This window comes from Nocardia sichangensis, assembly GCF_047200615.1.
Taxonomy (GTDB): Bacteria; Actinomycetota; Actinomycetes; order Mycobacteriales; family Mycobacteriaceae; genus Nocardia; species Nocardia sichangensis.
Genome location: NZ_JBJZOK010000022.1, coordinates 119,174 through 132,430, shown reverse-complemented (window position 1 = coordinate 132,430; position 13,257 = coordinate 119,174). Strand labels below are relative to the sequence as shown.

The window sequence follows — 13,257 nt, the reverse complement described above, 5'->3', positions numbered from 1 at the left end:
AGCAGTCCAGACCGCCGGTTCCGGCGGCAGACAAGGAGTGGCAGCGCGATGGAGTCGACACAGCGTCGGGCAGAAGGAACGGTGGACATCGGCCGGGAGGAGATCCGGTCCGCGGTGGCCGACCAACTGGGCCTCGCCGCCACGGAGATCGCCGATCACGACGACCTCATCCAACTGGGGCTGGACTCGATTCGCACCATGAAGCTCGCGGGCGGCTGGCGCAAACGCGGCGCCGACATCAACTTCGCTCAGCTGGCGGCCAGCCCTACGGTCGCTTCCTGGCACGGTCTGCTCGGCGCGAGTGCGGTCGGGCGGGCGGCAGGCCCGGTGACCGTCGTGCCGGTGGCGACCGCGGACGACGAGGCGGCGCCCTTCCCCTTGGCCACCATGCAGCACGCGTACTGGATCGGCCGCTCCGACGAACAAGAGCTCGGCGGCGTCGCGGCGCACTTGTACATCGAATTCGACGGCGGCCGTATCGATCCGGAGCGGCTGGAGCGCGCGGTGGCCGATCTGGTCGCCACCCATCCCATGCTGCGCACCAGGTTCCTGCCGGATGGCACCCAGCAGACCATGACCGCCCCTGGTAGGCCGGTGTTCGAGGTCGTCGACCTGCGTGATCGGTCGCCCGAGGCGGCCGACGCCGCGCTCGCCGAGCTGCGTGACCGCAAGACCCACCAGCGTCTGGCCATCGAAGACGGTCAGGTCATCGATGTCACGCTCACCTTGCGCGACGCGGACCGCAGTCGACTGCACCTGGATGTCGACATGCTCGCGGGCGACGCCATGAGCTACCGGGTCCTGATCGCCGATCTGGCCGAGCTGTACCACGGGAGGGCCGTGCCGGTCCCCGGCTACACCTATCGCAGGCACCGCACCGAGCACCAGGGGGACGGCGCCGCTCGCGAGCGCGACCGGCAGTGGTGGCAGGAGCGGCTGCCGGAACTGCCGGGCGCGCCGGAACTTCCCACCGTGCCGGTGAGTGAGCGCACCGACCCGAATCGCACCGTGCGTTACGACCACTGGCTGGAGCCGGAAGCCAAACAGCGGTTGCTCGCCGCCGCACACGAGCGCGGCATCACTCCGGCCATGGCGCTGGCCGCGGTATTCGCCGAGACCATCGGCGGTTGGTCAGCGCAGAGCCGATTCCTGCTGAATGTGCCGCTGTTCCATCGGGATCCGGTGCACCCCGACATCGATCGGGTGATCGGCGACTTCACGTCCTCGATCATGCTGGAGGTGGACGTCACCGACAGCATGTCGGTCACCGAGCGCGCCCGCACGTTACAGCGCGGCATGCACGAAAGCGGTGCGCATACCGCGTATTCCGGGCTCGAAGTGCTGCGGGATCTGGGTAGGCATCGCGGTGAACCCGTGCTGGCCCCGGTCGTCTACACCAGCGCGCTGAACTTGGGCGAGCTGTTCGCCGACACGGTCACCGAGACCTTCGGCGAGCCCGTGTGGATCATCTCGCAGGGCCCGCAGGTACTGCTCGACGCGCAGGTCACCGAGGTCCGCGGCGGGCTGCTGTTGAACTGGGACGTGCGCGCGTCGGCCTTCCCCGACGGCATGATCGACGCCATGTTCGCCTGGTACCGCGCGGCGATCGGGCGACTCGGTGACGGGGCGGCAGGGTGGAACGCGGAGGCCGCCGTGCGGCTGCCGGTCGACCAGGCCGCGGTGCGCGCCGCGGTCAACGCCACCGACGGCCCGGTCAGCGGGCGGTCCCTGCACCAGGGGTTCTTCGACAACGCGGCGGCGAATCCCGAAGCGCCCGCCGTGGTCTGGGGCCTGGGCGACGGCCGAGGCGCCTGGAGCTACGGGGAGTTGGCCGCTCGCGCGCTGGCGGTGGCGGGGGCCTTGCGCGCCGAGGGCGTGGAGCCGGGCGACGCGGTCGCCGTCGCGCTGCCGAAGGGGCCGGACCAGGTCACCGCCGTGCTCGGTGTGCTCGCCGCCGGGGCGACCTACGTGCCCATCGGATTCGATCAGCCTGCAGGCCGCCGGGCGGAGATCCTCCGCACCGGCGGTGTCCACGCGGCGCTGACGGTCGAGGGCGCGGACCTGGGCGCACCGATCACGTGCCTGTCCATCGACGCGGCCAGTGCCTATCCGGAGCCGCTCGCGGCCCCCGTCTACCCGGACACCGGCGATATCGCCTACGTGCTGTTCACCTCCGGATCGACCGGCGTGCCCAAGGGTGTCGAGATCCCACACCGTGGCGCGATGAACACCATCGACGCGTTGAACGAGTGGTTCGGCGTCGGCGGCGCCGACCGCTCGCTGGGCCTGTCCGCCCTGGAATTCGACCTCTCGGTCTACGACATCTTCGGCTTGTTCGCGGTGGGCGGCGCGGTCGTGACCGTCGATCCGGAACAGCGCGCCGACCCGTCCAGCTGGGTGGAACTGCTGCGCACACATCGGGTCTCGATTCTCAACTGCGTGCCGAGCATGCTGGACATGATCCTGGAGATCGGCGGTGATCAGCTGGGCGATTCGCTGCGCGCGGCCATCCTCGGCGGGGACTGGGTCGGCGCGGATCTCGCTCGCAGGCTGTCGGCGCAGGCGCCGGGTTGCCGATTCGCCGGACTCGGCGGCGCGACCGAGACCTCCATCCACACCACCATCTGCGAGGTGACGGGTGAACCGCCCGCGCACTGGGCGACCGTGCCGTTCGGCGTTCCGTTGCGCAACGTCCGATGCCGCGTCGTCTCTCCCGCGGGCCGCGACTGCCCGGACTGGGTGCCGGGCGAACTGTGGGTCGGCGGCGTCGGTGTCGCCGCCGGCTACCGCAACGACCCGGAGCGCACCGCGGAACGCTTCGTCGAACACGACGGCATCCGCTGGTACAAGACCGGCGATATGGCCAGGTACTGGCCCGACGGCACGATCGAATTCCTCGGCCGTGCCGACCACCAGGTCCAGATCCGCGGATACCGGGTCGAACTCGGCGAGGTCGAGGCCGCGTTGCGCACGGTGCCCGGCGTCCGGCACGCCGTCGCGGCGGTCGTCGGTGCGGGCGCACCCAAGCTGGTCGCCGCCGTCGCGGGTGACCTGGACGAGATCGGCGACATCGCTACGGCGCTCGCGGACCTGTTGCCCGGTTACATGATTCCCGTTCGGATCGAGCTCCTCGAGCAGATGCCGTTGACCGCCAATGGGAAATTGGACCGCCGCGCCGTGGTCGCCCTGCTCGAGCCAGGGGTGGGGGAGGACCGGGAGACCGCCCCACGCGACGACGTGGAGGCCGCGGTCGCCGACATCGTCGCGACCGTCCTCGGCATCGATGCGATCGGCGTGCACGACGACTTCTTCGGCCGCGGCGGCGATTCCGTGCTCGCCACGACCGTCATCGCCCGCGTGCGCGAGTGGTTGCAAGCCGAGTACGCGCTGGTCGCGGACCTGTTCGCCGCACGCACCGTCGCCCGGCTGGCCGAGTGCCTGCGGGAACGCGAGATTCGGCACGGCGCGGACGGCAGGCTGTCCGCGGTGGCCCGGCTCTACCTCGAGGTCGCCGCGATGACGGACGAGGAGATCCTCGCGCAGACGTGAAAGCGGTTGGCAGGCAGCGCGGTTGTCCACGACGCACCGATCGGTGAGCGCGCCCGGCGGTCTTCGGTCCGCAGGCGGACCTGTGGACTGTCCGCGCTCCTCTCCGGATCGATCCTGATGAGGGGCGTCGCCGCAGGCTCGCGTCGCCCCAGCGCGGACGCCGCTCCGAGCGCGCGGGCGCAGTCTGTCGCCGTGGACGCGGTCGAGTGGGTCATTCCCACACAGCCGATCGGGTCCCGCTGTGGACATGCGGCGGCGGGCAAGCAGCGCGTACCACCGCGTGCCGGGCCGAGTCGACTGACGCGGCGGCTATTTCGCCGCAGCGGCGAAGGCGGGTTCCAGCTTGTCGAGGATGTACGGCACCGAGAGCGCCGTCGGCGTGTTCACGGCGCTGATCTCCTGGGTGGTGAGGAACACGACCGAGCCCTTCTTGACCGCGGGCAGGTCGGCGTAGCCGGGTAGCTGCCGGAACTTCTCGTCCAAGCCGGGGGCGTAGCCGGCCAGCAAGAGATCGGCGGTCAATTCGTCGACCCGCTCCGGGGACAGGGCCAGCCTTCCCTGATTGGCGGGCAGGTCGGTGAGGTTCTTCGGAATGCCGAGACCCAATTGGGTGAAGACCTTCGACGATCCGTCGTCGGGGTCGGTCAACACCATGAGCTGTGCCGGACCGGCCAGCCAGGTACTGGCGAACGTCTTGCCCTTCAATCCGGGGTTCGCGGCGGCGATCGCGGCGACCTTGTCATCCACCTTCGCGATCACCTTGCTCGCCTCGTCCGGCTTGTGCAGCACCTTGCCGAGGGTGGTGATCTGGTCCTGCCAGGGCGCTACCGCCGCTTTGCTCAGGGCGGGCAACGTGGGCGCGACGCGAGAGAGTTCGTCGTAGGTCTTCTGGTCGGCGATGAACGGATCGACCAGGATCAGGTCCGGCTCCAGCGCGGCGACCTGTTCGGCGAGGTTCCCAGTGCTGGTGAGCGCCTTCGCCGATGCGAGGCTCCCCGGCTCCCACGGCGGGGTGCTCTTGGAGGCGATCGCGACATTGTCGAGGTATCCGACGGGCACCACGCCGAGCGCGAGCGTGGTGTCCAGCCACTGGTTGCCGAGGGCGACGATCTTGTTCGGGGTGCCTTCGACGGTCGTCTCGCCGCGGGCGTGGTGGATGGTCACCTGTTCGCCGCCGGACGCCGAGTCGTCCTCCGCCGATCCGCACGCGGCCAGGCCGAGGGCGAGGACTCCCGTCAGCACCGTCAGCGCCGCCCGCGACCAACGGCCGCGCGTCCGAACAGAGTTCATCTGCCGCACCTTCCTTCCAAGCAAGCTAGCCAAGGCTAACCTATGTAGCTCCCGGGTGGTATCGGTGCTCGGCGGATGCGGCTCCATTTGATGGTTACATCGGCTAACTATATAGTTTGCCGTGGTAACTATCTGGTGAGGGGCTGTCCGTGACGAATCCATCCATCGAAGTCGATCCGGGTGATGTCCGAACCATCCGGCGCCGGTTGCGCTACGACCGGGACCATCCGCGCTACAAGTGGATCGTTCTGACCAACACCACGCTGGGTGTCCTGCTCACGGCGATCAATTCCTCGATCGTGCTGATCTCGCTGCCCGCGATCTTCCGCGGCGTCGGGCTCAACCCACTCGAGGCGGGCAATGTCGGGTACCTGCTGTGGATGCTGATGGGTTACCTGCTCGCCACCGCCGTGCTGGTGGTGATGTTCGGACGGCTCGGCGACATCTTCGGCCGGGTGCGGGTGTACAACCTGGGCTTCACCATCTTCGCGCTGTCGGCGGTCGCCTTGTCCTTCGATCCGTGGCACGGGGGCGCGGGCGCGTTGTGGATCATCGTCTGGCGCGTCGTCCAGGGCGTCGGCGGCGCGATGCTGACGGCCAACTCCTCGGCGATCCTCACCGATGCCTTCCCCGCGAGCCAGCGCGGCACCGCGCTCGGCATCAACATGGTCGCCGCGGTGGCCGGTTCGTTCTTCGGCCTGCTCATCGGCGGCGTGCTGTCGGAATGGGATTGGCGTGCGGTGTTCTGGGTCAGTGTCCCGATCGCCGTTCTCGGCGCGGTCTGGTCCTATCGTTCGCTGCACGAGGTCGGCATCCGGACCTCGGGCAAACTGGACTGGGCGGGCACCATCACCTTCGGTCTCGGACTCACGGCGCTGCTCACCGGCATCACCTACGGCATCCAGCCCTACGGCGGCCACGCGACCGGCTGGACGAGCCCGTGGGTGCTGGCCGCTGTACTCGGCGGCCTTCTCCTGCTGGTCGCGTTCTGCGTAGTGGAGACGAAGGTCCCCGATCCGATGTTCCACCTGGGCCTGTTCCGCCACCGCGCCTTCGGTCTCGGCAACTTCGCCAATCTGATGGTCTCGATCGGACGTGGCGGCATGCAGTTCATGCTCATCATCTGGCTACAGGGCATCTGGCTTCCGCTGCACGGGTACGACTTCGAGTCCACCCCGCTGTGGGCAGGCATCTACCTGTTGCCGTTGACCATCGGCTTCCTCGCCGCAGGCCCGATCTCGGGCTGGCTGTCCGATCGCTACGGGCCCCGGCTGTTCACCACCGGAGGCGCGTTGCTGACCGGCGCGACCTTCATCTTGCTGCTGGTCATCCCGGTGAACTTCGACTACTGGCTGTTCGCGTCGATCACCGTGCTCAACGGCATCGGCAGCGGGCTGTTCTTCTCGCCGAACACCGCCGCCATCATGTCCAGCGTTCCCGCCGCCCAGCGCGGCGCGGCCTCCGGGATGCGCGGCACCCTCTTCAACGGCGGCAACGCGCTGTCCATGGGAATCTTCTTCTCCCTGATGGTCCTCGGACTGGCGGCGAGCCTGCCATCGGCGCTGGACTCCGGTCTGCGCGCACAGGGCGTCTCCGCTGGAGCCGCCGCCGAACTCGCCGGCATGCCGCCGGTGGCGAGCATGTTCGCCGCGTTCCTCGGCTACAACCCGATCCAGGAGCTGCTCGGACCGTCGGGTGAACTCGACAAGCCAGGCGTCAACGCCGAAACCCTCACGGGCCAGGAGTTCTTCCCGAACCTGCTCACCGGCCCGTTCCACTCCGGATTGCTCGTGGTGTTCGTCTCGGCGGCGGTGATGATGCTCCTGGCGGCCGTGGCGTCGTGGTTCATCGGCGAGAAGTACGTCTACGACGAGGCCGCCGAACTCGCCGAAGCCGATCGGGTCACGCAGGACGCGTCCGCCGCGGTGCCCGTGCGCTGAAACGCCGCGGCGGTTTCGCGCCCGGGCTGGCCCCACGCCGAGCGACGGCATACGGTCGATCGCGATGAACGCTGTTCCGACTCCAGTGGTGCTGTCGGTTGTCGTATTCGTCGCGCTCATGACCGCCGGGCGGTGGGTGCTCGTCGACGAGACGGCTACCGATCGGCTGATCAACCGCACGTTCAGCTGGAACCTGCTAGGTCTGCTGCTGTACGAGGTCACCGTCGCGGTGGGCCGTCCCGAGTTCGGGCCGCGCCTCTACCTCGGCTGCGGTCTCCTGGCGCTCGGCAGTTTCTACGGGCTGGCCAGGCTTGTCGACGGTGCCGATGCGGCAACCGTCCACCTGCGTCAGCGGCGATACGATGCGACGGCGGTCGCTGCCGTTGTTTCGCTGATCGTCGCCACGCCGATCCTGCGGTGGGCCTGGCAGTTGGACTATGTCGAAATCGTATGGACGATGTCCGCGCTCCCCGGAGGTCTCTGTGGGCTGCTCTTCGCCCGCGCCTGCGTTCGCGAACTGCGCGCCAGAGGCGTTTCGATCAGAGAGAAGCTGACGTTCGCGGTACTGCTGGCGTTCGCGACCTATTGGCTGATCTCGATGACGATCATGGTAGGTCGCGCGCTCACCGGTACGCCTCCGAGCCAGCCGGGCAAGGTGTGGGCCGTCGCGGCGGTTCTCACGTTCTCCGCCGTCACCCTGTTGACCATGATCCCCCTGGTCACGGCGCTGCTGGCGCGAACGGGCTTGGATCGGACCGGCCGTGACTGCCGTAGGTTGCGGCCGCTGTGGCGAGATCTCACCGCCGTGGTGCCGGAAGTGGTTCTGGCGGAGGACGGTTCCGCGCCGAGGGAAGCCACGTCCCGGCTCTATCGGATGACCGTCGAGATCTGGGATGCGCTGCTACACCTGAGACCGTATGTACCCGCTTTGCCCGAGGCCGGCTCGCCCGCCGGTCGCGACGATGCGCGTCGCTCTGCCCTCCAGGTCGCGCTGGCCGTGCGAGCCAAACGCGACGGTGACACACCCACTCCCGGCTCGATGGCTGCGGGCGCGGCGCATGGGGAGGCTCGCGATCGCGCGGCGGAGTTCCGGTTCCTGCTCGAATTGGCGCGTGTATGGCCGGAAGCCGTCGCGGCCGTGGGCTATCGGTCGGACACGGCGCGGTTTTCCACAATCGCGGCGGTGTCCCGATAGCCGGACGTGTCTCGGCGACACGGCGAATCGACGGACATGATCGTTCCGCCCGGGCCACTCGGCGCCCGGATTCGGCTCCTACCGTATGTATCCCGGTCGGTACGTCATGGATCGGTCGCTCGCGCGGCCCGACCGCCGGGTGCGGGCAAGGCCGGCGGTGATCAGACCCCGCGGTGCTCGCACACGCGATCCATGCGCGAGCACCGATGGGGCGGATCACCGTGCGGTGACGGGCTCCTGGCGGGTCTCGTTGCGCAGGCCGACGGACATGATGTCGGAGGGTTCGTCGAGTTCGATGCGGTGCCAGCGGTTGCGGGGGACGACGAACGCGGTGCCCGCGGTGAGGCGCACCATCGTCTCGTCGTCGCCCGCGTGCTCCGGTCGCAGGTAGAGACGCAACGCGCCGGTCAGGCAGCACACCGCTTCGTCGCTGCCGGGATGGACTTCCCAGTGGTCGGCGTGCACGTCGGCATCGGATTCGACGTGGAACGTCGCGAGCTGCCAGTCGCCGTCGCCGGTGCTCATCCGTCGTTCACCGGCTGCTACGTGGCCGTCATGGCCGAAATGGATGGCGCGGTGGAACAAGTCGATCGGGGCCTGATTCATGATGCTTCCTCTCGTCGGATTGGATGAGACTTTCCGGGCCGATCAAGGGCGGTGCCGGAACGAAGTGGGGGATCGCCGTGCGCGGCATGGATTCCGGCATCGGATCCATGCCGCACCAATGCGGATCGGCAGCAGCGAGGTCCGGTGGTAGCGGCTCGGTGCGCGGTCAGTGCAGAGCACTCGGCGCAATCCGACCCGTCCGGGCTCTCGGGGCGGTTGCGCTGTCTTATGGTCGCGCGGCGGAAAATTCCTCGGATAGTTCGGCTTTGGGTCGAACCACGTCTGCTCTGTGCGTGGAAATCGTGCGGTGCGTCCTCGGCAGCACAGTCGCGGCGACGACGCTCGCAACGGCGAAAAGTCCCGCCGCGCAACACAGCGCGAGGGCGTAACCGTCGTTCAGCGCCGCGGGCGCGACGCTGTCTCCGGTGCGCGCCGCCGCGACGGTGGCGAGTGCGGCCACCCCGACACATCCACCCAGCTGCCGCGCGCTGTTGAAGGCCCCGGAAGCCATTCCCGCTTCGTGGGGCGCGACGCCCATGTTCGCGGCGGCGGCCACGGGAGCCAGGCATAGTCCGAGGCCGAAGCCGCCCAGCAGCGAGGGTCCTAGAACATCGGCGAGGAAACTGCCGTCGGCGCTGATGAAAGCGAACCAGCCGATACCCGCAGTGGTGAGCACCCCGCCGATGACGAGTGCCGCTTTCGGGGACCGGCGGCCACCCACGCGAGTGGCCACCACCGTCCCGACGATGACACTGAGCGAGAACGGCACGAAAGCCGCACCCGCCGCGCCCGCGCTCATGCCCAGGACCTGCTGCTGGTACAGCGACAGCAGATAGAACGCGCTGAATTGGCCCGCCGCGGCCAAGAATACGAACACATTCGCTCCGGCCACCCAGCGGTTGCCGAAGAGTCCGAGCCGAACCAATGGTGTCGACGTACGCGCCTCGACCGCGAGAAACGCCGCGAGCAGCATCGCACCGGCCCCGAGTGTGAGGGCTGTGGCGGCGGAGAACCAACCGTGGTGTTCGGTCCGCACCACGCCGACCACCAGCAAACCTATTCCGCCGGTGGCCAGGACGGCGCCCGGCACATCGACCCGCGCTCGCCTGCTCACTCGATCGGCCGCCACACCGGCCACCGCCGCGACCGATGCGATCACCACGATCGGGACGTTGACGAGCATCACCCAGCGCCAGTTGGCGTACTCGGTCAGCAATCCGCCCACCAGCACGCCGATCGCGCCGCCCGCCGCGTTCACCGCGCTCCACACGCCGAGCGCTCGCACCCGGGCGGGACCTTCCGGAAATGTCGTGGTCAACGTGGCCAAGGCTGCGGGCGCCACGGCCGCCGCCGCGAGTCCCTGGACGGCCCGCGCGGCGACGAGTTGCCATGGCTGCTGCGCGAATCCGCCCACCAGCGAGGCGAGGCCGAACATAACGAGCCCGCCGGTGAACAACCTGCGCCGCCCGAACAGGTCGCACGCCTTTCCGCCCAACAGCAGGAACCCGCCGAAAGTCAGCGCGTAGACGTGCACCACCCAGGCCAGATCGACCGGCGCGAAGCCCAGATCGGCGCGGATGGCCGGCAGCGCCACGTTCACCACCGCCATGTCCAACACGACCATGAACTGCGCGACGGCCACCGCCGTCAGAGCGACGCCGGGCCGCCCGCGAGAGTTTTTATACATGTATAGAAAGTAACCGCGCGAGTCGCCCCGTGTCCACACCCGGTTCTGCGGATGGGCGAAGATGGACGGATGCCGAGTTCGTCGTCGCAGCCACAACGCACCGGCCGACCTGCGCGTATCTCCCGAGCGGAGATCCTCGCGGCGGCCAATTCGGTGATCGACGCCGAGGGCGTGGCGAAGCTGACCATGCGCCGCCTCGCCACCGAACTCGGCTGCACGCCGATGGCGCTCTACCACCACGTCCGGGACAAGGAAGACCTGCTGCGCCTACTGCTCAACGAGTACGCCGACCAGGTGGCGTGGCCGGACCTGCCGGAGGAGCCGCGCGAGCGCGTCCGCGTCGCGGCGCGCGCCATGCACGACGTGCTCGCCGCACGGCCGTGGATCGTCGAAATCCTCACCGCCGACGACCTTTTGGGAGTTTCGGCGCTCTGGGTCAGCGAATCCATCGTGGACGGATTCGTCGCGGGAGGTCTACCGCTGGACCGCGCCGCCCAGGCGTACCGCGTCATCTGGCATTACACGGCGGGCGACCTCATCGTGCGCGCCCGATCCGCCCGCAGGGCCGCGGAGGACCGTCCCACCTTCCGCGCACAAGTCTTCGCCGACCTCGACGCCGACAGCTTCCCCCGCTTGGCCGCTCTCGGTTCCGACTACCTGTCCCTGGCCGCTCAGGACACCTACGATCTGGGCCTCGCCGCGCTCATCGACGGTCTGCTCCGGTCCGCATAGCGATCGAGCCCGCCGCGACGGGCAGGCTCGAACCTCGCTTCGCTCAGAATGTCACCCGCTGATCGGGCGGCATGTACAACTTGTCGCCTTCTTTCAGCTCGAAAGCCCTGTAGAACTCGTCGAGATTGCGCACGACCTGATTGCAGCGGAATTCGTTGGGGGAATGGGTGTCGATGCTGAGATAGCGGACGGTGAGTTCCTTCGTCTGCTTCTCACGCCAGCTGCGGGCCCAGGACAGGAACATGGTGCGGTAGTCGGGATTGTCGATCCCGCGGCGCTTCTCGGCGATGCGGAAGGCGGCCAGCGTGATCTGCAGTCCGCGCAGATCGGCGAGGTTCTCGCCCAAGGTGAGTTCGCCGTTGACGTGCTGGCTCGGCTCCAGCCCCTCAGGGACGAGCGCGTTGTATTGGTCGACCAGTTGTTTGGCCTTGGCGTCGAACGCGGCGCGATCCTCTGGCGTCCACCAGTCGCGGCGGTTGCCGTCGCCGTCGTACTTGGAGCCCTGGTCGTCGAAGCCGTGGCCGATCTCGTGCCCGATGGTGGACCCGACCGCGCCGAAATTGACCGCGGGCAGAGCGTCCTTGTCGAAGAAGGGCGGCTGAAGGTAAGCGGCCGGGAAGACGATCTGGTTGGACGTCGCGGAGTAGTAGGCGTTCACCGTTTGCGGCGACATCCCCCATTCGGTCTTGTCGACGGGCGTGCCCAGGCGCGCGAACGTCCGCTTGACCTCGAACTCGTTGATGGCGAGCAACGACTCGATCAGCTTGCCCTTGGTGATCTTCAGCTTCGAGTAGTCGACCCACTTGTCCGGATAACCGATCTTGGGATCGATTTTGTCCAGCTTCGCCAGCGATGCCGCCCTGGTGGCAGGTGACATCCACGTCGAATTCGTGAAGTTCTCCCGGTAGGCCGCGATCACGTCGGCGAGCATCTCCTTGGCGCGATCCTTGGCTTCCGGCGGAAAATGCTTGGCCACATAGAGTTTCCCGAGCTGCTCGCCGAGCTTGTCGTCGACGATGCTCACGCCGTACTTCCAGCGTTCCGGGCGCTCGTCCTGTCCGTTGAGAATCCGGCCCTTGAAGTCGAAATTCGCGTCGTTGACGGCCTTCGGCAGATAGGGCGCGAACTCCCGCAACACGGCCAACTTCAAGTAGTCCCGCCACGTGGCGATGTCCACCTCGGTCCACAGCTGACCCGCTGCCGTGATGAAGGACGGCTGGTTGACCACGATCGTCGCGAACAACTCGCGTGGGCGGTCGGTGTTGCCCGCCAGCCACGGATCCCAGTCGAAGCCCGGGGCGAGCGCGGTCATATCGGTCCAGCTGTAGACGTTGTAGGTCGCGTCGGTGTCGCGGTTGCGTACGTTGTCCCAGTGCGCGGGGGCGATGCGCTTCTCCAGATCGAACACGCGCTGAGCGACACCGGCCGGGTCGGCCCAACCCGCGCCCGCGGCGACGCGCTCGAGGAAGGTGCGGTACTGCCCGAGCACCTCGGCGTATTCGGGCTTCCGGTAGTACTGCTCCCCGAGCCCGAGTCCGGACTGGCCGACCGAGGGGATGTAGGCGTTGGAATTCTTCCGGTCGACGCCGATGCCGAGCCCGATCAGCCCGCCGATCGGCAACTCGGCCATCACCTTGGCCAGCTCCGGCTTGGTAGCGGCGCCATCGATCTTGGCGAACAGCGGCGCCAGCGGCGTCATGCCGAGCCGCTCGATCTCGTCCCAGTCCACCCTGGCGTCGTAGAGATCCCTGATCTGCTGTTCTTCCGAGCCGGGCTTCGGGTCGTGGATACCGTCGATGATCTCGCGCAACTGCTGCTCGGTGCGCTCGCCCGCCTCGCTGCCCGAGCCGTAGCTGACCTTGTCCGGCGGCAGCTGGTACTCCCGCAGCCATTTCCCGTTGACGTGCCGGTACAGGTCGTCCTGCGGCCGTATCGTCTCGTCCGCTCCGCTGAGATCGACGCCGGTCAGCGTCCTGCTCGCGGGTTCGGTGTCGTCCGAACAGGCGACCAGCGCGGCGGCGGCCGGGACGGCTCCGAGGGCGATCAGGAAGGCACGACGATCCAGCTTCGCTGGCCGACCGGTAGATGTCACGAGAATCCTCTCCCCGACGCGGCGGTGCCGCTGGTGTACGAAGGCAGCCTTGCAGGACACGAGGCTACCGGCGCGGCGCCGGTCCGGCCCGGATTGGGGACGAGCGTCGTCGTGCGGGCCGGCGACCACCCCCGATTTGGGAACGACCTGCGGATTCCCATACACT

At 68.2% G+C, this 13,257-nt stretch carries 8 protein-coding genes; 4 read left to right on the top strand and 4 right to left on the bottom strand.

The genetic code is table 11. From position 1 onward, the window contains the following. Positions 1-48: 48 nt before the first annotated feature. Positions 49-3,549 carry a non-ribosomal peptide synthetase gene (locus tag ACL03I_RS27195; RefSeq protein WP_412807264.1) on the top strand — a complete coding sequence of 1,167 codons (3,501 nt, stop codon included), beginning with the start codon at positions 49-51 and terminating at the stop codon, positions 3,547-3,549. A gap of 309 nt (positions 3,550-3,858) precedes the next feature. On the opposite strand, the gene ACL03I_RS27190 is transcribed toward ACL03I_RS27195, so the two are convergent. Further along, entirely contained in the window at positions 3,859-4,839 is a 981-nt protein-coding gene (locus ACL03I_RS27190; protein ID WP_355076083.1) for an ABC transporter substrate-binding protein, read from the bottom strand. 149 nt (positions 4,840-4,988) lie between these two features. On the opposite strand from ACL03I_RS27190, the gene ACL03I_RS27185 reads away from it, so the two are divergent. Continuing rightward, positions 4,989-6,779, top strand: coding sequence for an MFS transporter (locus ACL03I_RS27185; protein ID WP_412807263.1), 1,791 nt, complete (start codon positions 4,989-4,991; stop codon positions 6,777-6,779). 64 nt (positions 6,780-6,843) lie between these two features. Next, positions 6,844-7,974 (top strand): MAB_1171c family putative transporter, encoded by a 1,131-nt coding sequence (locus ACL03I_RS27180; RefSeq protein WP_412807262.1) that lies wholly within the window; start codon positions 6,844-6,846, stop codon positions 7,972-7,974. Between the two features lie 216 nt (positions 7,975-8,190). Here the strand turns inward: ACL03I_RS27180 and ACL03I_RS27175 are convergent, their stop codons facing one another. After that, positions 8,191-8,580: a cupin domain-containing protein gene (locus tag ACL03I_RS27175; RefSeq protein ID WP_355076089.1), complete on the bottom strand. Its 390-nt coding sequence runs from the start codon at positions 8,578-8,580 to the stop codon at positions 8,191-8,193. A 226-nt stretch (positions 8,581-8,806) separates the two neighbouring features. Next, positions 8,807-10,267, bottom strand: a complete 1,461-nt coding sequence (locus ACL03I_RS27170) for an MFS transporter (RefSeq protein ID WP_412807261.1) — start codon at positions 10,265-10,267, stop codon at positions 8,807-8,809. 69 nt (positions 10,268-10,336) lie between these two features. On the opposite strand from ACL03I_RS27170, the gene ACL03I_RS27165 reads away from it, so the two are divergent. Beyond that, positions 10,337-10,999 (top strand): TetR/AcrR family transcriptional regulator, encoded by a 663-nt coding sequence (locus tag ACL03I_RS27165; protein WP_412807260.1) that lies wholly within the window; start codon positions 10,337-10,339, stop codon positions 10,997-10,999. Positions 11,000-11,042: 43 nt separating this feature from the next. On the opposite strand, the gene ACL03I_RS27160 is transcribed toward ACL03I_RS27165, so the two are convergent. Beyond that, positions 11,043-13,091 carry a M13 family metallopeptidase gene (locus ACL03I_RS27160; RefSeq protein WP_364430750.1) on the bottom strand — a complete coding sequence of 683 codons (2,049 nt, stop codon included), beginning with the start codon at positions 13,089-13,091 and terminating at the stop codon, positions 11,043-11,045. Positions 13,092-13,257: the final 166 nt, after the last annotated feature.

Excerpts from the sequence above, each read along its gene's own strand:
- ACL03I_RS27195 (WP_412807264.1), top strand. The coding sequence starts at position 49 with ATGGAGTCGACACAGCGTCGGGCAGAAGGAACGGTGGACATCGGCCGG.
- ACL03I_RS27190 (WP_355076083.1), bottom strand. The coding sequence starts at position 4,839 with ATGAACTCTGTTCGGACGCGCGGCCGTTGGTCGCGGGCGGCGCTGACG.
- ACL03I_RS27180 (WP_412807262.1), top strand. The coding sequence starts at position 6,844 with ATGAACGCTGTTCCGACTCCAGTGGTGCTGTCGGTTGTCGTATTCGTC.
- ACL03I_RS27175 (WP_355076089.1), bottom strand. The coding sequence starts at position 8,580 with ATGAATCAGGCCCCGATCGACTTGTTCCACCGCGCCATCCATTTCGGC.
- ACL03I_RS27170 (WP_412807261.1), bottom strand. The coding sequence starts at position 10,267 with ATGTATAAAAACTCTCGCGGGCGGCCCGGCGTCGCTCTGACGGCGGTG.
- ACL03I_RS27165 (WP_412807260.1), top strand. The coding sequence starts at position 10,337 with ATGCCGAGTTCGTCGTCGCAGCCACAACGCACCGGCCGACCTGCGCGT.